Annotated in this window: 21 protein-coding genes; 6 read left to right on the forward strand and 15 right to left on the reverse strand. The window is 38.9% G+C overall.

What is annotated here, in order from left to right:
- Positions 1-46: 46 nt before the first annotated feature.
- The 4 genes from CGC57_RS04565 to CGC57_RS04580 are packed head-to-tail and all read right to left on the reverse strand — an operon-like array spanning position 47 to position 7414.
- Positions 47-1306: a BT_3987 domain-containing protein gene (locus tag CGC57_RS04565; protein WP_095898153.1), complete on the reverse strand. Its 1260-nt coding sequence runs from the start codon at positions 1304-1306 to the stop codon at positions 47-49.
- A 12-nt stretch (positions 1307-1318) separates the two neighbouring features.
- Positions 1319-2698: a glycoside hydrolase family 18 protein gene (locus CGC57_RS04570; protein WP_095898154.1), complete on the reverse strand. Its 1380-nt coding sequence runs from the start codon at positions 2696-2698 to the stop codon at positions 1319-1321.
- A gap of 18 nt (positions 2699-2716) precedes the next feature.
- A complete protein-coding gene (locus CGC57_RS04575; protein ID WP_095898155.1) occupies positions 2717-4369 on the reverse strand; it encodes a SusD/RagB family nutrient-binding outer membrane lipoprotein in 1653 nt (550 codons plus the stop codon).
- A gap of 18 nt (positions 4370-4387) precedes the next feature.
- Entirely contained in the window at positions 4388-7414 is a 3027-nt protein-coding gene (locus CGC57_RS04580; RefSeq protein WP_095898156.1) for a SusC/RagA family TonB-linked outer membrane protein, read from the reverse strand.
- Between the two features lie 479 nt (positions 7415-7893).
- Here CGC57_RS04580 and CGC57_RS04585 point away from each other — a divergent pair, with 479 nt between their 5' ends.
- Positions 7894-8565 (forward strand): response regulator transcription factor, encoded by a 672-nt coding sequence (locus CGC57_RS04585; protein WP_095898157.1) that lies wholly within the window; start codon positions 7894-7896, stop codon positions 8563-8565.
- A gap of 2 nt (positions 8566-8567) precedes the next feature.
- Complete coding sequence (locus tag CGC57_RS04590) at positions 8568-9845, forward strand: sensor histidine kinase (RefSeq protein WP_095898158.1); 1278 nt, start codon at positions 8568-8570, stop codon at positions 9843-9845.
- A 99-nt stretch (positions 9846-9944) separates the two neighbouring features.
- Here CGC57_RS04590 and CGC57_RS04595 read toward each other — a convergent pair whose 3' ends face one another.
- From CGC57_RS04595 to murD, 10 genes are all read right to left on the reverse strand, one after another.
- Complete coding sequence (locus CGC57_RS04595) at positions 9945-10466, reverse strand: autotransporter outer membrane beta-barrel domain-containing protein (protein WP_095898159.1); 522 nt, start codon at positions 10464-10466, stop codon at positions 9945-9947.
- Positions 10467-10525: 59 nt separating this feature from the next.
- Positions 10526-11050 (reverse strand): gamma carbonic anhydrase family protein, encoded by a 525-nt coding sequence (locus CGC57_RS04600; RefSeq protein ID WP_095898160.1) that lies wholly within the window; start codon positions 11048-11050, stop codon positions 10526-10528.
- A 20-nt stretch (positions 11051-11070) separates the two neighbouring features.
- Complete coding sequence (locus tag CGC57_RS04605) at positions 11071-11277, reverse strand: hypothetical protein (RefSeq protein WP_002680228.1); 207 nt, start codon at positions 11275-11277, stop codon at positions 11071-11073.
- A gap of 83 nt (positions 11278-11360) precedes the next feature.
- Positions 11361-11585: a DUF3820 family protein gene (locus CGC57_RS04610; protein WP_002680108.1), complete on the reverse strand. Its 225-nt coding sequence runs from the start codon at positions 11583-11585 to the stop codon at positions 11361-11363.
- A gap of 24 nt (positions 11586-11609) precedes the next feature.
- Positions 11610-12743, reverse strand: a complete 1134-nt coding sequence (bioB, locus tag CGC57_RS04615; RefSeq protein ID WP_095898161.1) for a biotin synthase BioB — start codon at positions 12741-12743, stop codon at positions 11610-11612.
- 83 nt (positions 12744-12826) lie between these two features.
- Entirely contained in the window at positions 12827-13501 is a 675-nt protein-coding gene (cmk, locus tag CGC57_RS04620; protein ID WP_095898162.1) for a (d)CMP kinase, read from the reverse strand.
- A 23-nt stretch (positions 13502-13524) separates the two neighbouring features.
- Complete coding sequence (locus CGC57_RS04625; RefSeq protein WP_095898163.1) at positions 13525-14010, reverse strand: DUF8479 domain-containing protein; 486 nt, start codon at positions 14008-14010, stop codon at positions 13525-13527.
- A 27-nt stretch (positions 14011-14037) separates the two neighbouring features.
- Positions 14038-15057, reverse strand: coding sequence for a ferrochelatase (gene hemH / locus CGC57_RS04630; RefSeq protein ID WP_095898164.1), 1020 nt, complete (start codon positions 15055-15057; stop codon positions 14038-14040).
- Positions 15058-15093: 36 nt separating this feature from the next.
- Positions 15094-16323, reverse strand: a complete 1230-nt coding sequence (locus CGC57_RS04635; protein WP_002680134.1) for an FtsW/RodA/SpoVE family cell cycle protein — start codon at positions 16321-16323, stop codon at positions 15094-15096.
- Between the two features lie 14 nt (positions 16324-16337).
- On the reverse strand, positions 16338-17681 hold the full coding sequence (gene murD, locus CGC57_RS04640) for a UDP-N-acetylmuramoyl-L-alanine--D-glutamate ligase (RefSeq protein ID WP_095898165.1): 1344 nt from the start codon (positions 17679-17681) through the stop codon (positions 16338-16340).
- 332 nt (positions 17682-18013) lie between these two features.
- Here murD and CGC57_RS12910 point away from each other — a divergent pair, with 332 nt between their 5' ends.
- Both CGC57_RS12910 and CGC57_RS04650 read left to right on the forward strand, forming a co-directional pair.
- Positions 18014-18190 carry a CAL67264 family membrane protein gene (locus CGC57_RS12910; protein ID WP_002680130.1) on the forward strand — a complete coding sequence of 59 codons (177 nt, stop codon included), beginning with the start codon at positions 18014-18016 and terminating at the stop codon, positions 18188-18190.
- 47 nt (positions 18191-18237) lie between these two features.
- Complete coding sequence (locus CGC57_RS04650) at positions 18238-19812, forward strand: NADP-dependent glyceraldehyde-3-phosphate dehydrogenase (RefSeq protein WP_095898166.1); 1575 nt, start codon at positions 18238-18240, stop codon at positions 19810-19812.
- A 71-nt stretch (positions 19813-19883) separates the two neighbouring features.
- Here CGC57_RS04650 and CGC57_RS04655 read toward each other — a convergent pair whose 3' ends face one another.
- Positions 19884-21044 carry a THUMP domain-containing class I SAM-dependent RNA methyltransferase gene (locus CGC57_RS04655; RefSeq protein WP_095898167.1) on the reverse strand — a complete coding sequence of 387 codons (1161 nt, stop codon included), beginning with the start codon at positions 21042-21044 and terminating at the stop codon, positions 19884-19886.
- 161 nt (positions 21045-21205) lie between these two features.
- Here CGC57_RS04655 and CGC57_RS04660 point away from each other — a divergent pair, with 161 nt between their 5' ends.
- The gene (locus CGC57_RS04660) at positions 21206-22429 is read left to right on the forward strand and encodes an exonuclease SbcCD subunit D (protein WP_095898168.1); all 1224 of its coding nucleotides are present in this window, start codon (positions 21206-21208) and stop codon (positions 22427-22429) included.
- An 81-nt stretch (positions 22430-22510) separates the two neighbouring features.
- On the forward strand, positions 22511-24475 hold the full coding sequence (locus CGC57_RS04665; RefSeq protein WP_095898169.1) for a putative porin: 1965 nt from the start codon (positions 22511-22513) through the stop codon (positions 24473-24475).
- The last annotated feature ends 3 nt before the right edge of the window (positions 24476-24478 follow it).

Below are 24478 nucleotides of genomic sequence, written 5' to 3' on the forward strand. Positions count from 1 at the left end.
AGCAAAAGTAACTTTTAATACTTTTTGGACAACCTCATTGTTATTACTATTCTTCTGTTTCTAAACCTACAGCAGGAAATTTCACATTATCTTTCCATTGTACAGTAGGGGTAAAGGTAGCTTCATCAATATCTTTCACATAAGAATCACCATCCTGTATTCCTGTAGAATAGCTTGAAGTACCTTTTCTGTAAATAGTAGTATTGTCATACTTACTCATATCTTTAAAGCCATCTTTTTTGTTGATAGGCAAATATACTACTAAACCTTTGCTAGTTGGGTCAACAGGGAGATATAAACCATCTACGATTTCAGCATCGGTAAGTACTCTATTCCATAGTCTAAATTCACGGAAATAGCGATTAGCAGAGTAAGAAGTTTGAGTATTTTCGATATTGATGCGCATACCTGGAGAAACTTTTAAACTAGGGCGTTGATAAGTTTTTATCAATTTACCATTGATATATAATTTAAGAAAAGAATCCTTGTATGTAAAGGTTATTTGCACCCATTTATTTCTAGCGATTTCATCGGTATGTGCCCAGTCGTCGGGACTATCACCCCCACCATTTTTTACTTGTATTTGCCCTGCATCAATACGAGTATAAGGCAACATTTCACCTTGGAAGAGAGACATATTCACATTTCTACCGCTATAAGCTTGGAAATTTTCAAATAAAAACATTCCTTGTATAGTAAACTCTTCACTTTGTTGTACGTTATCAGCTACTTTTACTCCTAAAGCATAGCCTTGTTTTATTAAAGCTACTGAAGTTTTAAACGGACGACTAAGGGCTACTACTACATCCTTATTAGAAAGGATTGGCAATGAAGCTGAAACAATACGCAAAGGGATAGCATATTTAATTCCCATTGGATAGGTATCTTCATTTAAAGGACGTACTCTCACTCCTACTTGCACAGAGGCTTGCCCTGGTTTTAAAGTGATATTTAAAGTGCCATTAGTAGATTTATTGGCTGTATTACCTTCTTCATACAATTCGTATTCTGAAGCGGGCAACATTTTGTAGTTAGTGCCATTCTTTTCGTTGTATTCGGCAAAGAAATCACTTGCAGCAATGGTAATAGTTTCATTGCGATCTCTTAGGTTAGACATACGCACTTCAAAGTTTGTACTACCTGATTCAGTAGATTTAGCAAAACTCACACTAGCATTGCTATTGTACATATACACAGCTGGAATACTTCCAAGACTATTATTATTGTCGCTGTCTAATTTTTCTTGACAAGCGGTGAGCCCTAAGAATAGGGCTACACTCGCTAATTTTATGATTGTATTTTTCATTGCAATAAAATATTAAGGGAGAATAATTGTAGGTTCCATTTCTTTATATCCTGAGTAATCAGGGCGTGGATTTGCCACACGAATGGCTTCACGAGTCCAAGCATAGTGTAAATACTTACGCTTGATATTGTTATCTTGGAGATATTTTTTGAAGTGAGCATCACTTTCATTGGTTACAGCGTAGTCACTTTGTCCGTGATAAGCACCTAATCCCCATACTTTACCTTCTTTCACAGCTTTACCTTTATTGATCATCACGCGGAAATTACCGGCTTGATAGTTAGCAGAAGTAGAGTTGTAGTAAGGACCTCCTAACATTGGAGGTTGAGAACCAGAAAGATTTACACCATCATGTGGATAATCTTGCATAAAGTGTTTATCAAAATAAATAGCAAAAGCATTACCACTAGTGATAGGTGTTTGAGAATTTGATCCAAAGATAGGGGCGACACCACAAGGTACATCGGCACAGAAATAGTAACGTTTAGTGAGATAATTAGCAGGCAGATAATTTTTGAACTCATCTATATACTCTTTTTCTTTAGCGTGGAAACCAACTGTAGAAGGATCAAACAAAGCTTTTAAGTTGGCTTCACGTTCAGCTTGCGTTTTTACAGCGTGTTCAGTACCTACTGGTCCGAAATATTTAGCCATTTCTTTTACAAAATTGGCAATATTTTCGTAGTTATTATCAGCAATCATCAAAGGGGTTCCTTCTTTAGTTACAGCTCCGTGATCCCCACAAGTTTCCCAGTCTACATCATAGCCATCAAAATCCATTGCAATGATATAACGTGCTAACTCACGTGCATAAATTGCAGGCCATTGACTATAACATTCGGAATAAGGATATTTGTTATGGAAATTTTTATAACCACTTACTCCATCTTTAGTAGCAGGTAGTCCTAAACCTACCCCTGGAGTTTGCCAACACATCAAAATAGCACTTCCTTTTTTGTGGAAAATCTCGATATCTTTTTTATGGTTAGGGGTTAGTGTTTCAGGACGCATATTGGTACCTCCCCAGATAGAAATTGCTACTACTGAGTCAGGAACTGATTGTAACCAACCACGTGCAATACCTTTTATAGGTTGCCAAGTAGGACCATCATACCAAAAATATACCATAGGTACTTGACCACCAGCTGCCCCCGTATTGAGCCATGCTTTTTGTTTGTAGTCACGGAGTTGAGCCCAATAGGCTTCAAGAGCTTTTTTGTTCTCTTCAGTACGTTCAGCCTCGGCAAGCCATTTGGCAGCATCTCTTTTGTTCTTTAAGTCCTCTAGCGCAGCTTTTTCAAAGTCTTCTGCTTTTGACTCTGTTTCTGTCCACTTACTACAGCTTGTAAAGCCAATAGTAAGAGCTAATAATGTGTATACAAATTTTTTCATAGTATTTTACCTTTAAAATTATTTAGATTTTTTGTCCCACCATACATTAGTCGCGGCGTTATCGGGACCTCCTAAAAGACTTTTAGCTGCTGTTACGTTTTCGGCATTCAACTCAAATTCGCTTTGAGGGAAAGGGAAACGGCGTACGCCAAAATCTTTACCTGTAACATCAATATTTTGAGCTCCTACGTTGCTCAAGTTATAAGCAGCTGTAAACATACGAGGATAACCAGTACGTTTCCATTCGCTCCAAGATTCAAATCCGTTAGGATAGTTAGCTAAATACTTTTGAGTAATGATTTGCTCTAAGTGATCTTCAACACTTGTAACAGCACTCCATTTTTTATTGATAGTACTTTTTGCATCAACATTGTAGTTAGAATCTCTTGGGTCTACATATTTAGCAGGAGTACCTGAAGCGTTGTAATATGCTTGAGCTTGTGCAGTTGTTAAACCGTTCTCAGTAAATGACATTTCGATACCTTTTTTGTACAAGTTTTCGGCAGTATCACCATTATACCAATTTATCAAAGCAGCTTCAGCTAAAAGGAATTGTACTTCTGAAGCACGCAACCAGTAAGTAGGGGTAGTTTGTACTACAGTAGGTACTGAATAATCTTTGTAGTCGGCTGCTTGAGTTGTATTATTAAGACCAGAGCGCACTGCATAAAAATCTAAAGGTTGACCATAAGGAGTACTTTTGGTAAAATATTTAGCCATACGAGGGTCGTCATATCCTTTTAGGTAAGAATAGATAGTAGCCCCCATTTTAAGTTCACCATAGCCTAACATAGTTACCAAAGAATGGTGGAAGATGTATTTGCTAGATGTTACTAACTTACCTGCTTGGTCGTCATTTTCAATAAGACCACCATTAATAGCTTTGGTTACATATTCTTGAGATAGGGCAGCATCAGCATAACGAACGCGCATTGCTAAACGCAACATCAAAGAGTTAGCTAAACGTATCCATTTAGAAGTGTCTCCTGAATAAACAGGGTCAAAATCTTGTAATACTTTGTTGTTAGCACCATATTGGTTGAGTACAGTAACCGCTTCTTCCAATTCTTTTAAGAAAGATCTGTAAACTTTTTCTTGGCTATCGTATTTAGCTTTTACTTTACCAGGTTCCATATCGCTATAAGGGATAGGACCGAAAAGGTCGGTAGCGCGGTGCATTCCCATTATTTTCACGATTTGAGCCAATTGGTAAATAGCATTACTAGTAAGATCTTTAGGTTGATATACTAATTTACCATTCACAGTTTCTACATTGTGCATTTGTCCTTTGATTTGGAAGTAAGGGTTCATTACTCTTGTAATCAAAGTGGAGAAAGTACCATTAGCACGTCCGTTAGAAATGTAGTAACTAGTTTGGTTAAAACCATTGTCCCAGCTATTACGTCCTGGTGAAAAATAACCTACCCAGTTATCAGTACTCATATTTTGTACTACTTGATAGTCGTTAGCAGGTCCTACGCCTACTCCTGTAGGGATAGGGCGTTGTACCAATTCGTTGAAGTAGCCTCCTGAAGAGTACCCACCACGATTGATATCGGCATCAGTAGGTTGTAGCTTATTGGTATTCACCTCTTGAAAATCTTTGATACAAGCGGTAAAACTGAAAGCTGATAGAGCTACAATTGCTATATGTTTATTAAATATTTTCATTACTGTATTTGTTTAGAATTAGAATTGAATTTTTAAACTTGCTCCATAACTAGCAGCACTTGGAGTCATAAAGAGTTCTTTAGCTGCATAAGTACCTACCCCAAAAGTAAGTTGAGGGTCGAAAGGAGCTTTGTTATAAATCATCCAAAGATTGGTACCAATTACCCCAATAGTTACGCGTTTTACTTTATCCCAGAAGTGAGAACCATCTAAAGAGTAAGTAAGAGAAACTTCTTGCAAACGTACGTTAGTAGCGTCGTAAGAGTAGTAACCATCAAGGTTTTTAATAGTGTTATAGTATTTTTCAGGGTTGTAGAGTTTTCCATTTACTAATACACCACCTGCATCACGAGCATCGGCTGAAGCTTTAGATACACCATAAGCATCTAAGTAAGGTTGAGTACCTGAAAGTACAATACCTCCAAAGCTACCATTGATAAGGAAGCTCAAGTCGATATTTTTATAAGAAAGGGTATTGCGCCATCCCATTTGGAAATCTGGGGTAGAGCGTCCTAATTTGATTTCTTGAGTTTCATCGTATTGGAAACCAGAAGCATTTTCTATCAAGTTACCATTTACATCACGTGAAAGCACTCCTTTCACTATGATATCAGAAAGGCTTCCACCTTCACGTAACACAGTACCACCTTTTCTCACTTCGGTAATATCGAACAAATCACCAGTGAATGGATTGCGATATCCACGTACTAATTTTTTAATTTCGTTTACGTTACGAGAGTAAGTGAGGGTAGTGTTCCAAGCTAATTGTTTGTTTAAAAACTCTTTGTTATAGTTTACTGCCAACTCAATACCGCGGTTTTCTACGTCACCAGCTTGCAAATAGAAAGAAGTATAGATAGAAGAAGATGACAATTGTTGTTCAAAGAATTGGTTGTAAGTATTTGATTTGTACAAAGTCAAATCTACTGACAAGCTATTATCAAACAATTTAGTATTCAAACCAGCTTCCCAAGAAGCAGTACGTTCCGCTTTGAAGTCAGGGTAAGGATATACCTTGTTAGTTACCAAACCAGTAGAGGTAAGTTGGTGAGTAATAGTACCAGGTGTAATACCTGTTTTACTGATAGGAGAACCTACCTCAGTATAAGAACCACGTACTTTCAAATAGTTGATGAAAGAAGGTAATTTCACCATTTCGGAAATCACACCAGAAAGACCTACTGAAGGATAGAAGAATGAAGGTTCGGCAGAGTTTACGAGTTGTGAAGACCAGTCGTTACGACCTGTAGCTGAGAGGTATAACATACCTCTATAGCCTAACTCAGCACTAGCGAAAACTGCTACGTTTTTAGCACGAGAGTATCCTTGACCAGAAGCTCCTACTTGTCCGTCGAAGTTAGCTATTGAGAACAAGTTAGCAATTTCTTTAAGATAACCACCAGCTGAAAGGTTATTGCTCAAACGATCGTTATAACTAGAACCTACGTTGGCAGTCAAAGAGAATTTCTGACCAAGATTCTTGTTGATGTTAAGCATAATATCGGCATAAGTTTGCTCATCTTTAGTTTCGTTGATTGCATAACGACCTTTGTTGTAAGAACCTAATTCGGTTTTCCAACCTACTAAGAAGTTAGTAGTACTTGCATACAATTTTTCTTCGGAAGTACCATAATCGTTATCCAAACGTACACGACCAGTAACATTCATCCAATCAAGGATATCATATTTTAATGAAGCTGACATCATATAACGTTTCTTGTTATTCAAGAAAAGTTCGCGATTGGCTACCCAATAAGGGTTTTCAGAAAAGTAGCTATCCGCTCTTTCAGAGAAAGGTTGGTAGCGTTCATAAATTTGAGTACTTGGGTTATAACGCTCGTAAGCTTTTACATCGCGGTAGTCAATACCACGAGGCATCAAATACAAACCTACTAATGGGTTGAAGTAACCACCCCCTGCAATCATATTACGGCTACCTTGACGAACAAAGTTACCACTTACATCTAAATGTAATTTATCTTTTGCAAAATTAGCAGTATTACGCACCCCTATATTGTAACGATAGTAAGCGTTGTTAGGGATGAGACCTTCGGCATTAGTTTGTGCTGCAGATACAAAAGTTTGATTTTGAGCATTACCTGTAGAGAAGGTAACAGAGTTCATAATGTTGTGTCCTACATTGAAGAATTTTTTAGGATCTACATTAGAAGGAGTTGCTAATTTAGCACCCCAACTCTTATCACCATTGCTACCATAAGTATTTTGGAACTCTGGTAATTGGATAGGAGTAAGGATTTCAACACTACTAGAAACATTCACTTCGGTTTTACCTTCTTTACCTTTTTTAGTATTGATAAGGATTACCCCATTGGCAGCTTCACTACCATAGAGAGCCGCTGCAGAAGGACCAGTAAGTACGTTGATACTTTCGATGTCATCAGGGTTGATATCGGCGATACCTTCACCACCTCCTGGTTTACCGAAGTTACTTCCGCCTCCATCACTTTGTTTGTTGAACAAAGGCACCCCATCAATCACATAGAGTACACCATTGTTACCATCCAAAGATTTAAGACCACGCATTACTACTTTAGTAGAACCACCTACCCCAGAAGAGCTGCGCTGAATGTTCACCCCAGCTACTTTACCATTAAGACTGTTCACCACGTTTACGTCTTTCACCTTAGTAAGTTCTTCAGACTTCACTTGTTGTACGTTGTAACTCAAGGCTTTTTCTTGGCGTTTGATACCCAAAGCGGTTACCACTACCCCACCGAGTTGTAATGCTTCTTCTTGCATTACTATATTAAGGGTGAGATGCCCTTTAGCCTGAGTTACTTTTTTTTGCTGAGTAGCATACCCCAATGAGATAAATTCAAGGGTCTCATTTGCATTTGCTTGAATTTCGTACTTCCCATCGAAGTCAGTCGAAACTCCACGTGTTGTACCTTTAATGACAACACTCACACTAGGCAGTGGCATTCCATCACCGCCAGTAACTGTACCAGTTACTTTCGTTTGTGCCATTAGCGCACCGCTAAACAATGCAAAAACGAATAACAGCATTGATATTTTTACTTTCATTACTTTATTGAAATAAATTAATTTTGGGGCAAAGTTAAGAATACTTTAACATAATGCAAATTTTTTGAACAATATTTTTTTTCGTTTCTTATGTATTTTCTTTTTAAAAATCGTAGTAGTTTGATAATCAAACGAAATAAAATAGGCTATATTTTTATTTTATTCACTTTCTAAATTTGCATTTTTTAACTGTAAAAAAAATGAATTCTAAAACACTTTTATATTTTTTATCAAATTAAAATCATAAAAAGTTTAGATTTAAGATATTATTCTCATAAAAATAGAGTTTTAGTTAATTTATTGTTAAATTTAAGAGACAGGACTCTTATAAAGTTAGCTGAAAGGAAAACAAACTTTCGATGTTTTTTAAAATATTTTAATAATTATTGGGTTGGATATACGAATATAAATAATAGCACCTCAAAATTACTAAATGACAAATTGCTAAATTAAGTAATTATCTTTATCTTTGCCCCCGTATGAAAATATTAATAATAGAAGACGAAAAAGAACTGCGCCTCACCCTGCGACAGTTCCTTGAACAAGAACACTTTTTGGTTGAAACAGCTAAAGATTATACCTCTGGCCTTTCTAAACTCGCTGATTACGACTACGATTGCATTCTGTTGGACATTATGTTGCCCAATGGCAGTGGTATGCAACTCTTAGATGAGCTCAAAGCAATGAAAAAAAATCACTCGGTATTGATTATATCGGCTAAAGACTCGGTGGAAGACAAGGTGTTAGGTCTTGAAAAAGGAGCTGACGACTATCTTGCGAAACCTTTTCACCTCGCAGAACTCTTGGCAAGGGTAAAATCGATTATACGGAGGAAAAACCAACAAGGTGAAGAGGTAATTACTCTTAAAAACGTACGTCTTTTTCCTGAAACACGTACTGTGAAAGTAGGTGAAGAGACTCTTACTCTCAATCGCAAGGAATACGACTTATTATACTACTTTATGATTCGCCCTGATCGACTGGTGGAGAAAATGACGCTCGCTGAAGCTGTGTGGGGTGACTATATAGATCAAGTGGATAGCCTCGATTTTATCTATTCTCAAATAAAAAACCTCCGTAAAAAGCTCAAAACTGCTGAAGCTGAAATAGACTTACAGGCGGTTTATGGCATTGGTTATAAATTAGTTTAAGGATGAAAATATCATTGAAAAACTACACGCTACGCTACCTTACGCTCGCTTTCCTACTGATTCTAGCAGTGTGGGCAGTTGTATTCTACGCTTATATTTTGGACGAGGTGTACGACAATATAGACGATGGACTTAAAGATAAAAAAACGCTTATTATCCAAAATATCCTCCGTCACCCCGAACTGCTGCAAATAAATGAGTTTGGTATAGAGGATTTTAGGGTCTATCCTTCACAAGAAGATTTTTCTGACCGCAACATCCTTAGCAATGCCTTTTTTTATATGCCTTTTGACGATGAAGAAGAACCTTATAGGGTGCTGAAAACAGGGTTTTACGATCGTGATATGAACCCTTATACACTTGAGATTCGCACTTCAACTGTGGAGAAAGATGACCTACTATTTAATTTGGCTATTGCCTTAGGAGTACTTTATGTTGTGTTAGTACTCTCTATGTATCTTATCAACCTATTAGTAATCAATAAAATATGGAAGCCTTTTAAGGGGATACTTTCCGCTATTAGGCGGTATGAAGTAGGCAATAAAACAGAACTACAACCCATTGCTACCGAGGTTATAGAATTTAACATATTACACGATAATATCCAACAGATGTGGCAACGCAATGAAAAGGTATTCGAGGAACAAAAAGTATTTATAGAAAATGCTTCGCACGAACTCCAAACCCCCTTGGCTATCACTCTTAACAAATTAGAACTACTCGCCAATGACCCTTCGCTGAATGAAAAGCAATTGGTACAACTGAGTGAGGTGAAACAATCATTGATGAGAATGACCCACCTAAACAAGTCGTTACTAATGCTCACCCGTATAGAAAATCAGCAATACAAGCAAGCTAAAGATGTATCTTTTCAAGCTCTCACAACAGATATTATAGACGATTTGAGCGATTTGATAGCCTTTAAAGCATTGGAAGTGAACACTGAAGAAATAAGCGATTTCCAAGTAGAGATGAACCCCGATTTGGCAAGAATACTCGTTTCAAACTTATTGCGCAATGCTATAAAATATACTGAAAAAGGTGGCAACATAGAAATATTGATAGAAGAGAATCGTTTTCAAGTAAAAAATACTGCCAAAGATGCCATACGTTTAGACCCTTCTAAGATTTTCCAACGATTCCACAAGGGGCAACAAGATGCTACTTCTACAGGTTTAGGCTTGGCTATTGTAAAATCGATTGCGGAAAGTTACCATTTGAAGGTGTATTACACTTTTGAAGAAGAAAAACACTGTTTCCAGGTTTCAGGGGTCAGGTAACAGGGATTAGGTTTCAGTTGATAGATATATAAAAAAACAGGCAATAGAGTTTATTACCTGTTTTTTTATTATTACCAATTGTTCATTAGCAATTGTTGATTAGAATCTATATCCTATTTTGATGCCAAAATTAGGTTCGATAGCCCAGAATTTTTTATCTTCGTTTACACCTTTACCAAAGTTGCGAGCGATATTAGCATAAGGGGCTATAACGAAAGTATTGTCGAGATTCCATTGATAACCTGCTCCTATCCCTAAGATAAAACTATCTAATTTTGTTTTGGTGCCATCATTGTATTTGTAATTACCAAAACGTTGTTTGATAAAAGGGTTTACATAGAGACCTGTACCTCCATCTTCTTCAAAATAATAGTTATAACCTAGTTTTACACTAGTAGCACTATATTTCCCATTGCCTTTAGGAATTACAGAAAAACGGTCGTTGAAGAATAATTCTCCTTCAATAGATTGATTTTCAGCAATAAAATGTTCATAACCTACTTCAACAGAAGCTAACCAAATAGCGTTCAAGATGTTTAAATTTACTTGATGTTGACGATCTTGCGCAAATGTTTTTACTGAGAAAAACACAAGCATTGCAGCTACAATAATTTTTTTCATCGATATTCTTAGTTTTTAAAATAATGGCAAAAGTACAAATAATTTGCTAATTGGCAAATTTACTCATTAATAAAATCATTTTCTATCCAGCTGGCGTATTTGGGATAATTAGCCGCAGTACGCTCAATAAGAGCACGTTGTTCTTCGGTTACTTCTTTGATTTTCTTAGCGGGTACCCCTGCATAAAGGCTTCCCTTTTCTATATGGGTATTAGGAGGTACTACTGCTCCAGCAGCTATGATACTACCACTTTCCACCACACATCCGTCCATTACAATACTTCCCATACCTATAAGCACCTCGTCTTCTATCGTACAACCGTGCACAATAGCATTATGCCCTATAGAAACGCGATTGCCAATGGTAGTGGGGTGTGTTTGATAGGTAGCGTGAATCACTACACCGTCTTGGATATTGGTGTCATCGCCTATGCGAATGCTATTCACATCGCCGCGAATAACCGCATTATACCACACGGTACAGCGATTGCCTAACTGCACATCGCCTGTGAGGGTTGCATTTTCGGCAAAAAAGCAACCTTCCCCGAAGGTAGGTTGCTTTCCGTTAATTTTCTTAACTAACATTCGTTTTAGGTTTTAGAGATTTAATTTTCAGTAGTTCCTTCTGCTTCAGCATTACGACCAAGGAACCACAAAATTCCTCCTACTACAATTAAAGCTATTTTGATACCCCAAGCTACACCATCTCCCCATTCATAAATCCAGAAAAGGAGTTTAGGTACATAGTTAAAGAAATCTAGCACAATTGCTAATACTCCTAAGAGTAATAAGAATGAACCAAAATTTTTCATATATAATTGTTTTTATTTGTTACTTTGTTTTTGAAAAGCTCCCTCACATAGGTGGTATCATAGAGTTGTATGTACTATGTGCTTTAATTATTAGCAGTTAGCGTCTTAAGATTATCTATTATCTCTTGTAACCCATTGGTTTTAATCTCAAAAGTAGTTGCTAATAGCATTCCTAACTTCCCTTTGGGAAATCCTTGGGTGCTGAACCACTCGAGGTAATAGGAAGGCAAATCGGCTATCATAGTCCCCTTGTACTTGCCATAAGGCATTGGGGTTGTGATGATTTCTTTGAGAATTTCAGGGTTCATAGAATTAGAAAATTAGCAAATTTATTAGTGTGCTATTTTAACCATTTTTCTCTTTTCTTCATTGCGCTCTATTTTGTGGTTAGGGCGCGTCCATTTAGGATTTTCACCTAAGGAGTGATATTGAGAGTCGGCTGCTTCTACAGTATGGGGTTGTGGGTGTGTTTCGAATGGTTTTTGGATGCGCATTCCTAATACACCGAGCATTTGCATATCTTCATTGATATCGGGGTTAGGAGTGGTGAGGAGTTTATCGCCTGCGAAAATAGAGTTAGCTCCCGCAAAGAAACACAAGGCTTGCCCTTCTTGACTCATTTGGGTACGACCTGCGGAAAGACGCACTTGCGATTGAGGCATCACGATACGTGCGGTAGCTACCATACGCACCATCTCGAAGATATCTACGGGCTCACAATCTTCTAAAGGCGTTCCTTCTACGGGCACTAAGGCATTGATAGGCACTGACTCGGGTTGTGGATTGAGCGTAGAAAGCGCTACAAGCATACCCGCGCGGTCTTCGAGTGATTCACCCATACCAATAATTCCTCCACTGCACACAGTGATATTGGTTTTACGCACATTGTCAATCGTTTTGAGGCGGTCGTCGTAACTACGGGTAGAGATAATTTCTTTGTAGTATTCTTCGGAAGTATCGAGGTTGTGATTATAAGCATACAAACCAGCTTCTGCCAAGCGTTTGGCTTGGTTTTCGGTAATCATACCAAGCGTACAACACACTTCCATATCGAGTTTGTTGATGGTACGTACCATTTCGAGTACTTGTTCAAACTCAGGACCATCTTTCACGTTACGCCACGCAGCCCCCATACACACTCGCGAAGCTCCTGCTGATTTAGCGCGGAGCGCTTGTGCTTTTACGTGGGTAACGCTCATCATATCGGCGTTTTCTATTTTTACTTCAGTTTCGTAACGCGCCGATTGCGGACAATAAGCACAGTCTTCGGAGCAGCCTCCTGTTTTGATAGAAAGGAGGGTAGAAACTTGTACTGAGTTAGGGTCGTGGTATTTACGGTGTACGGTAGCAGCTTCGTAGAGCAACTCCATTAGGGGTTTGTTGTAAATAGCAACAATTTCTTCTTTTGTCCAGTTATGGCGTGTTTGGGCATTGTTACAGCCGCAAGTATGTTGATTTTCACACATGGTTTTTCTTTATTTTTGGGGGCAAAGGTAGTAAATTAATTACGAATGACAAATTACGAATTACGAAAGTGTGTGACGCAATATTAACTTTTAACCATTGCTAAGATTTTTTGTACTTGTTCCTCTATGGTAAGATTGGTATTATCGATAACAATAGCATCATCGGCTTTTTTGAGGGGAGATTCTTTGCGAGTGGTATCGATATGGTCACGGTGCTGGATGTTGGCAAGGACTTCGTCAAACGATGCTTTATCACCTTTGGCTTGTAACTCTTTATAACGGCGTTCGGCACGTACTTGTTCGCTGGCAGTCATAAATATTTTAAGTTCAGCCTCAGGGAATACAGTTGTACCAATATCACGCCCGTCTATTACAATACCTTTGTCTTTCCCCATTTTGCGTTGGAGATCTACTAAATAGGTGCGCACTTCAGGTTGTTTAGCGACTTCACTCACCCAATTGGCTATCTCTATACCGCGTATTTCATTTTCGATATTCTTACCGTTCAAATAGATTTCAGAAAATCCTAATTCGGGGTTGTAGACGAACTTTATTTCGGATTTTCTTAGAGCTTTCATCAGGGATTTTACTTCGATGCCTGAGGTGGAAGCATAGCCTTTTTCTAAAGCTAAATAAGTAACGGCGCGGTACATCGCACCAGTATCAATATAAACGTAGCCTAATGCTTTGGCTACAGCTTTGGCAGTAGTACTTTTTCCGGTTGACGAATAGCCGTCAATGGCAATAATAATACTCATTTTTGTTAGATGTTAGGTGTTTGTTATTTGTATAGTGATGGGGGTATTCTTATTTCGGATACAAGTTTTTTGTTTTCATCGTAGTAATAATACAACAGTGTAATATCATTATCAATGAAAAAGCGCATCTTTTCGCGATTGCTTCTCAAATTTTGCAAAATAGCTTCCTTAGCTGCTGGTGTGTTGAACTCTATTTCTTCGGAATCAAAATCAAAAAGGGTTGCATAATACCCCATAGTTCTTTCTCCTTTTAGGGCAACACTATCTAAGCGCACCCCCTCTTCTATTATTTGTGGTAACTGCTGGTTTATTTCGGCTACTTGATTCTTCATTTCATCGGCAACTAAATCGTGTTTACCTTTTGAAAAGAAGGAACTTGTGAGATGGCGCGTCGTAAAAAATGCCGCTAAAAATACCACAACAAAAGACACCGCACCCACTATTAGTGCCATAATGTTTTTAGTGCGTTTTTTCTTTTTAGCATTTTGTATGTCAAGAAAATCATTCATAATTATCTGTTAGATTTTGCTTTGTTATTAGTTATTTCTAATCCAAGTAACGAGGGCTTGTACCCACAAATCGGAGTCGTTGAGACAAGGAATCATTTTGAACTCTTCACCACCATTTTCGCGGAAGGTTTGTCCACCCACCATTTCTATTTCTTCGAGCGTTTCTACACAATCGGCGACGAAAGCTGGGGTAATCACCGCTAATTTTTTCACGCCTTGTTGAGCGAGTTGGGCTATTTTATCGGATGTAAAGGGAGTAATCCACTTATCAATACCTAAACGCGATTGGAATGATTGTGAATAAGTTCCTTTTTGCAAACCTAATTTTTCTACTAACAAACGTGTAGTTTCAAAGCAATGACTTCGGTAACAATATTTTCCTTCCTCACTATAAGGGTCACAACAAGTAGTGCCTTCTGATATTTTTTTGTGGGCAGGCGTAGGGGTAGTTTTGTACAAATGGCGTTCGGGTACTCCGTGATAAGAGAACAATAAGTGATCACAAGGATTACTGTCTAAGTACTTGCGAGTTACTTCGGCTAATGCCTCAATATACTCGGGGCGATGAAAGAAAGCAGGAAACTCTATAAGTTTCATTTTTGGAAACTGCTTTTTTACCAATTGGTGAGCAAGTACCTCAATAGTTTGAGTAGTTGCCATTGCATATTGGGGATAGAGAGGCATCAAAAGCACCTCATCTACTCCTTGGTCGTGCAACTGTTGTAACCCATTGGCTATACTAGGATTACCATAGCGCATAGCCATTACAACGGGGATAGAGACTTGCTGTTGTATTTTTTCAGTGAGTCGCTTGGTGATTACAATGAGAGGAGAGCCTTCGTCCCACCATATTTTTTGATAAGCTTTGCTTGTTTTGGGCGGACGTGTATTGAGGATGATGCCGTGTACCAAAGCGTAACGCAATAGGTAAGGTAAATCAATGACGTACTTGTCCATCAAAAATTGTTTTAGGTATCGCTTGATGTCCTTAATAGAGAAGGAGTCGGGAGATCCTAAATTTACGAGTAATACTCCTTTTTTAGGCATTTTTTAGTTAAGTGAAAAGTTAAAAAGTGAGAATGTTTATTCAACATTAGTGTTTTTCTTCATTTGGCGTAGAGCACTTTCAGCGAGTTCTTCTTCTATATCGGCTTCAGTTTTGTCTTTTTCCATTTTGCCGTCTTTGCGCTTTTGTACACTTACGGAAAGAATTCCTCCTAAAGCTATACAAGTTACTAAAAATGAGGTTCCCCCACTACTGATAAGTGGGAGGTTCTGCCCCGTAACAGGGAAGAGTTCTACTGCTACTCCCATATTGATAACTGCTTGCAGAAGTATGGGGATACCTAAACCTAACGCTAATAATTGACCATATAGGGTGGGTGCTTTGAGCGAAATTGCTACAATGCGAACGAGCAATAGTATGTAGAGTAACATTATGAATATGGCTCCTACAGTTCCCCATTCTTCGGTGATGATAGCAAAGATAAAGTCGGAAGAGCTTTGAGGAAGGAAGTTTTTCATTGTGCTTTTGCCAGGACCTTGACCTAAGCCTATACCTTTGGCTATTGCCATTTTAGAACGCTCAATTTGGTAACCTTCTTTTTCATCTTCACTTGCTGTAAAGGATTCAATACGACTCATCCACGTATCTACCCTATTAGGAAAAGCATCGGGGAAGGCTTTTACCACCAAAAAGAATAGTCCTAAAAAAGCTATTGCAATGAGCATAGCTGAGAGAATATGTTTAAAAGGGAATCGTCCTAAAAAAATGAGGATAAGTACTGAGGTGAGTATCAGTACGGCAGTAGAGAGGTTGGATATCATTACCAAAGCTGTAATTGTTCCTACTGGAAGCCACAAGGGTAAGATAGTTTCTTTGAAGGTGAGTTTTTTGCCGTAAGTTTTGGTTAAATAAGAAGCTACATAAGCCATTAGCACTACTAAAGCAAAGGCAGAAGGCTGGAAAGAAAAGAAGCCAAAGTTCAACCAGCGGCTAGCATTGGCTCCCTCAATGGTCGTCCCCGTAAAAAGAGCCATCAAAAGAAATAGTACAGCGACAGGAATTAGCAGTTTAGCTGCCAAACGGAATCGAGTGTAAGAAATTTTATGCATTCCATAAAGAACAAAAAAACCTACTACTACGAAAACCAGCTGCTTAAATAGATAGCCAGTAGGAGTTCCTTTTCCTACCACATATACCAAATTGGTACTAGTGCTATAGACGGCTACAAGAGTGGCAAGGCTAAATATAAGTATGAGTGCCCATAACCCTTTGTCTCCTTTGATGTGTTTAGATAACCATTCTTGCATCACTAAAATAGAGATTACAAGCGAGCTACCGCTGCTTTAAATTGGTCGCCACGATCTTCGTAACTTTTGAATAAATCGAAACTTGCACAAGCAGGTGAGAGCAATACAGTATCACCTTCGGTAGCAAACTTTTTGGCAATTCTTACAGCTTCATCCATAGATTGAGTTTCTATCATTTCTTTTCCGCTATTGCTAAAAGAGCGCAAGATAGGTTCGTTATCAACGCCCAAGCACACGATAGCTTTTACTTTTTCGTGTACGTAGGGGAGCAAGGCATTATAGTCGTTGCCTTTATCTTGACCACCTACAATCCACACGATAGGAGTTTTGATCGTATCGAGTGCAAAATACACTGAGTTTACATTGGTTGCTTTAGAGTCGTTCACATAAGTAACGCCCTCTACTACTTTTACCTCTTCAAGGCGGTGGTCTACTCCTTTGAAGCCTTTAAGGCTGTCGCGCAAAGAGTTGTTGCGAATATTTACCAAGCGGGCTGCTACACTTGCAGCCATTGTATTTTTGATATTGTGCTTACCACGCAAGCTGATTTCTTCTACATCAATTTCAGTAGTTTCAGCAGTTTGATTTTCTAACATAATGTGTATTTTGTTATCTTTTAAGAAAGCTCCGTAAGGGAGTTCTTTTTCTATGGAAAATGGTATGAGTTTAGCTTTTAGGGTGTGATTTTGCAACCACTCTTCAATTACGGGATCATCGGCATCGTAAACGAGATAATCGTTCTCAGTTTGATTCATTGCGATGCGGAATTTAGAGGCTATATAGTTTTCAAACTTATAGTCGTATCTATCCAAATGATCGGGGGTTATATTGAGCAATACCGCAATATGGGGGGCAAAATGCTCGATGCCGTCCAATTGAAAACTACTGATTTCAAGCACATAGTAGGGCGGATTTTCAGTAGCTACTAATTCGGCGAAACTATAACCTATATTACCGCCCAAACCTACTTGCAAGCCTGCATCTTTAAATATTTGATGGGTGAGCAAAGTAGTGGTGGTCTTGCCATTACTGCCCGTGATGCCTACAATAAGACTATGGGTATACTCATTGGCAAATTCTATTTCCGAGATAATGCGAATACCTTTCTCGCGAGCCATTTTCACGATAGGAGCTTTATCAGGGATACCTGGACTTTTCATTATCACATCGGCGGAGAGGATTTTCTCTTCGGTATGGAAGCCTTCTTCCCATTCTATACCCTCTTTGTTGAGGGTTTCACGGTAGTGAGGTTTGAGGGAATTTCTATCGGAAAGGAATACCTCCCAACCTTTTTGTTTACCCAAAATTGCGGTACCTACACCACTCTCACCACCACCTAATATTACTAAGCGTTTCATTATTAAATCCTTTACTGATAAGGAAAACTATTATTTTGCCGCAAAGGTAAGAATAATTTGTCAATTAGCAAATTTAGGGATTTACTTCTCACGGCGTTCACGTTTAAAATCCTCACCCCGTTCCCCTCTCCCAAGGAGAGGGGCAAGCCATAAAAGCGACTTTTTGATAAAAAATATCTTATATATTCTACTATTATAGCCTTTATTTCCAAGATATATAGGTTATTGTTTTAAATACAAACACCCTGTGTTGTTTGAATATTTTTTTGTTGATTTACTAATTAATCTGTACCTTTGCCTTTTGTAACCAACATTATATAGAATATTATACTATGAATAAGAATACAGTTTTGGGGTGGGCAACCCTTATAATGATTATAGTAGGTTTAGGGCTTATTGCCTTAGGAGCCTTTAAATACAATGAAGTTGCAGGCTTTGGCTTTGGAGCTGTAGGCATTGGGTTCTTTGCTATTGCGTGGGTGTTCAACGCCCTTAAAGGAAGAGTTTAGAACAAGTAACAGATGACAAATAATAGATAACAGAAAAATAGAAAATTATGATCATACCTGAACAATTTCAAGTAAAACCGTTTCGCCAAGAGACTTATCTCATTGATGGCGAACTCCGTGAGTGGAAAGGTGAATTTACAAATATCTACTCCACTATTTCTTCTACTGAAAAGTATGAACGCACCCTCTTAGGCAGTGTGCCTTCACTGGGTGAAAACGATGCTTTAGAAGCCCTACATTCGGCTACTGAAGCTTATAACAAGGGTAAAGGTTTATGGCCTACAATGAAAGTGAAAGACCGCATCAGTGCTATGCTAAAATTTGTAAAACAAATGGAAAAACAACGCGATGAGGTGGTAAAACTGATGATGTGGGAAATTGGTAAAAACTTAGATGATTCTCGCAAAGAGTTCGACCGTACGGTAGAATATATCTATGACACTATCAACGCTTATAAGGAACTTGACAACGAATCGTCTAAATTTGTACGACGCGATGGGGTGTACGCTCTTATTCGTCGTGGTCCTTTAGGAGTTGTGCTCTGTTTAGGTCCTTATAACTACCCTCTAAATGAGACTTTTGCGCTTATCATTCCCGCACTTATTATGGGTAATACCGTTATTTTCAAGCCTGCTAAACACGGGGTACTACTCTTTACGCCTTTATTAGAAGCCTTCCAAAATTCTTTCCCTCGTGGGGTAATCAATATCCTTTATGGGCGCGGTCGCACCGTTGCACCGCCTATTATGCAAAGTGGCAAAGTGGATGTTTTGGCGCTCATAGGCAACAGCAAAACGGCTATTGCACTACAAGACCAACACCCTAAGAAAAATCGTTTGCGCCTTGTTTTTGGTTTGGAAGCTAAAAACCCAGGAGTTATCCTTCCCGATGCTAACTTAGATTTAGCAGTAGACGAATGTGTGAAAGGAGCCTTATCGTTTAACGGACAGCGTTGCACAGCACTGAAAATTCTCTATGTACACGCCAAAATAAAAGATGAGTTCTTGAAGCGTTTTGCTGAAAAAGTAGATGCACTTAAATTTGGTAATCCGTGGGAGGAAAAAGTAACCCTCACTCCCCTACCCGAGGTGGACAAACCTGCTTTCATACAAGAACTTATAGATGATGCTCTTGCTAAAGGGGCTACCATTCAAAACAAAAAAGGCGGTGAACGCACAGATAACTTTATCTTCCCAGCGGTACTCTACCCTGTTTCTAAAGAGATGAGAGTGTACAATGAGGAGCAATTTGGTCCTCTTGTACCTGTAAAACCTTTCTCTAACATCAATGAGATTATTGATGAGATTTCGGATTCTAAATACGGACAACAAATCAGTTTGTTTGGAGAAGACCCTCACGAGCTTTCTCCACTAATTGATATGCTGGTGAATATGCTTTGTCGTGTGAATTTGAACAGTTTATGTCAGCGAGGTCCAGATGTATTTCCATTCACTGGTAGAAAAGATTCGGCTGTGGGCACATTAAGCGTACACGATGCCTTGCGCTCATTCTCTATTCGCACCTTTGTATCGTTCCAAAACAACGACTATAACGACATGATAGTAGAGAACCTATTGCGCACTGGTGCTTCTAACTTCATCAATACAGATTATATTCTTTAGGAGTTAGGAATTAGAAAATAGTGATATAACAAAAAGCTGTCTCAAAAGACAGCTTTTTTGTTATTTATCAATTATTCTTTGTTCATTGTTTTCTTGCTTCCTTCATACATTTTGTACTGTAACAATCGGCTTTCTAATTTACCGTTGAAAAGTTTAATTTTGCGGGTGGGTCGCAAGCCTACATATTTCATTCCCTCTAAATTGGCGGTGATAAACCACGCCTCAGTATTGGGGTAATTGCGTTTGAGAGTGTTGCCTATAGAGGAGTACAACTCTTCAGTATCAGCTTGCAAACGCTCGTTATAAGGCGGGTTGAAAACTATGTGCAAAGGTTTCTGTTTATCTTCTTTTTCAGTTGTAAAAAAGTCTTTTTGGAATACTTGTATATAGTCACCAAGGTCGGCATTTGCAAGGTTATCTTTTGCTTTGGCTACTGCTGAAGGCGCCTTGTCATAGCCTACAATCTGATAGTGAAACTCACGTATTTTTTTGATACAACTACCAAAAATAAGATTGAAGAGGTTCTCATCGAAATCTTTCCAACGCTCAAAAGCAAACTCTTTGCGGTGTACATTGGCTGGAATATTACAAGCAATCATTGCAGCCTCTATAAGAAAAGTGCCACTGCCACACATAGGGTCGAGAAAATCACACTGCCCTTGCCAACCACTCATTAGCAGTATGCCCGCCGCTAACACCTCGTTGATAGGCGCCATATTGGTAGCAGTACGGTAACCGCGTTGGTGGAGAGAAGCCCCTGAACTATCAAGCGATACAATCACCTCATTGCGCTGAATATGAATGTGAATAGCCACATCGGGGTGGAGCACATCCACACTGGGGCGACGCCCTGTAGCGTTGCGAAAAGCATCGGCGATAGCATCTTTAGCTTTGAGAGCTACATATTGCGTATGGTTGAATATCTCGGTTTGCAGGGTTGCTGTTACAGCAAAAGTTTGGTTGAGATCCAAGATTTCCTGCCAATTGAAGTCGTAGAGTTTTTGGTAATACTCTTTTTCGTTACGGATGTAGAAAGAGTGAATAGGTTTAAGGATTTTTAGGGCGGTGCGCAAGCAGAGATTTGCCTTGTACATAAAGCCCTTATCGCCTTCAAATTGTACGCTGCGCACACCTTTAGTTACGTGCATAGCGCCTAAATTGCGAAGTTCGTCAGCCAATATATCTTCAAAGCCGAAGAAGGTTTTGGCTACCATTTTATAATTTTTTTCCATATTGCTGGTAATGTTCAACTAACAATTACTGATAGCTCATCAGTCACTGTTTTCAGGCGACAAATGTAATACTTTTTTTTGAATTGGCAAATTAGCCAATTTGCTAATTAGCTAATTATGTAGTATCTTTGCCAAAAAAATATAGATTCTAAGAGAAAACAATGAATTTTCTACATACTGCCGATTGGCATTTAGGACAAACATTCTACCAATACGACCGCTATGAAGAGCATCAACACTTCTTGGATACTCTCTTGCAAATTCTGGAAACTGAAGCTATTGAGGTACTCCTTATCAGTGGCGATGTGTTCGATACTGCTAACCCCTCGGTAGCTGCTACTAAACAATTCTATCACTTTCTACACCAAGCTACTGAACGTTTCCCGCACTTGCAAATCATCGTTATTGCAGGTAATCACGACTCTCCCGTGCGGCTTGAAATGCCCTTACCTCTCTTAGAAAATACTAAAGTACACTTAATAGGTCATATTAGGCGAAACGAAATTCGCGAAATTGACTACGATGCCCTTATCCTTCCTCTTTACAGCAAAGGCGAGATTGCTGCCTATTGTCTCGCTGTGCCTTTTCTGCGTTTAGGCGACACACCTAAAACTGATGATTTTTCGGATTACAGCAAGGGAATTGCCTCTTTCTACCAAGAAATTACCGAAAGAGCTTTGGCTATTGCTAACGGTAAACCACTGATTGCTATGGGGCATTTGCACGCCTTAGGGGCTGAACTCAGTGAAGAAGATACTGCTGAGCGTCCTATCATTGGGGGAATGGAGAGTATATCCCCTTCAAGTTTTCCAAAAGCATTGAAATACATCGCTTTAGGACATATTCACAAAGCGCAAGCCTTAGGCGATGCCCATATACGTTATGCAGGAAGTCCTATACCCCTTTCGTTTTCCGAAAAACACTATACCCACCAAGTAGTAACTTTCTCCATAGAAAACGGACAAGTACAGGGCATCAAACCTATTCCCCTACCTATCCACACCCCTTTGCTCAGTATCCCTGAACGGGCACTTCCTCCTGAGGAGGTGTTACATCTTCTCGCTGCTTTACCCGAAGTAACAAGTGAGAGTACAGCGCCTTATTTAGAAGTGAAAGTACTGCTCAAAGAGCCCACTCCTGAACTGAAGAACAGCATTCTAAAAACTATTGCTAACAAGCACGTGCGTTTAGCGCGTATTGATGTGCGCTACCAACAACAAAACAAAGCTAAACAAACAGTTCTACAAAGTGAACTTACCCTCAACGACTTACAGCCTTATGAGGTATTACAGCACGTGTACGAAAACAAATACCACGAACCTCTACCCGATTTTTACAAACCCTTATTTGAGGAGGCGATGGGATTAGTGGAAAGTGAAAAATGAAAAGTGAAAAATCATCAATTGTTAATCGTTAATTATCAATTATTAATTGTTTTTTGTATCTTTGCCCCAAAATAGAAAAGAATGACCTTGAAACACTTAATATATTTCTTCATTGGGGCACTATTTCCTTTACTCTCTTTTGCTCAAGAAGAGGAGGGAACTCCTAATAGCAAAGAGGGGGGCGTAACCTTCAAATCTCTGCGCCCTAAAAAGAAGAAAGACAGTATTACTTTCACCGCTCTCGACTACAAAATTATTACCTATACCCGCGATACAACTTCGGTGGATACTACCCTTTCTATGCAAAAGTATTACCTGAACAATGAGTGGGGCAAGGATATGTTTGGCAAAATGCCTTTCTCTAATATGGGACAGCCCTATAACACAATGGCTTACGATTTCCGCCGTCAGGACTATGTGCCTTCAATGGGGGCTGAAGCTAAAAAACAACTCTACCTCACTCCCGAGGAGATTACTTACTACCATTTGCCTACCCCCCTTACCGAGTTTACTTACAAAAGCGGTATGGAGCAAGGTCAGTTTCTAAACACCCTATTTTCCATAAACTTACAGCCAAATTTCAATTTCTTCATCGCTTACAAAGGTCTGCGCTCCCTTGGTAAATATCAACGTATATTAGTGAGCAATGGGAATTTTAGGGCAGGATTTTCGTACGTATCACCTAATAAAAAATACACTGCTTTTGCGCACTTTGCCTCTCACGATATCACCAGTCAGGAGAATGGAGGTATTGTAACGCCCGAGCAATTTGAAGGCGGCGAACAGCAGTTTAAAAATCGTGCAACTATAGATGTGCAATTGCTCTATGCCGAGAATACTCGCGAGAGCAAACGCTATTTTTTGCAACACGACTATGCTTTTTTGCGCAATCGAGATTCCTTAGCTTCCTATAAGCAAATACGCTTCCGCCATTTATTTAGCTACGAAACTGAATATTACACTTACAACGAAACCCAAAATAGTTCCTATTTTGGTGATGCTTATGTGCCTCAAAACCTGCACGATAAAGCACGCTTGCAACGAATGACTAACCGTGCAGGAGCTGAATTAGAATTGCCGTATTTGGGTAGAACTTTCCTCTTTGGAAATGCTTATTTCTACAACTATTATTTCCAAAATGCTTACTATGTAGCAGGGGTGTTGCAACGCCACCAAATCAAAGATACCGACCTGAGTTTAGGGATACAATGGCACAAAAAAGTAGGCGGTTTTAGCATAGAAGCTGAAGGAGAACAAACGTTTATAGGCAAAATGACAGGCACCAAACTCAGCGGTAAACTCGCTTATGCTTTTAACGACAATAACAGTATTACTGCAGGAGCTGAATTGCATTCGGCTATGCCTAATTTCAACTATTTGCTCTACCAAAGCGACTACAAACAGTTCAATTGGGATAACTATTCATCGTTTAAAAAACAGAATACTCAAACGCTCTATGGCGATTTGAAAACTCAATGGGGAAATGCTTCACTAAGTCTCACCAATCTCAACGATTACACTTATTTTCAAGTAGAAACCTTAGGGCAAGTACGCCCTGAGCAGTATAGTGGCAACATACAATATTTGCAGCTAAAAGTACAAAAAGAGTTCAAATTTGGCAAATGGGGATTGGATAATACAATGCTCTACCAGCAAGTGGTGCAAGATAGTAACATATTGAATGTGCCTACTTTTGTAACTCGCAACAGTTTTTACTTTGCTTCACATTTGTTCAACAAGGCGATGTACTTACAAACGGGTATTGGATTCAATTATTTTACGAAATACTATGCTAACCAGTACAATCCGTTATTAGGAGAATTTGCGGTACAAACAGCCGAAAAAACAGGTGGTTTCCCGATGTTCGACTTTTTCTTCAATGCCAAAGTACGCACAATGCGCATCTTCTTCTCTTTAGAACAATGGCAGGTGCCCGTGAGCAATTGGCTAAAAATGGGAAATCCTTACAACTACTATTCAGCACCACGCCAGCCGTATAGAGATTTTATTATCAGGTTAGGCATCAAGTGGGATATCTTCAGTTAATAG

The organism is Capnocytophaga sputigena, from assembly GCF_002302495.1.
In the GTDB taxonomy this organism is placed as follows: domain Bacteria; phylum Bacteroidota; class Bacteroidia; order Flavobacteriales; family Flavobacteriaceae; genus Capnocytophaga; species Capnocytophaga sputigena.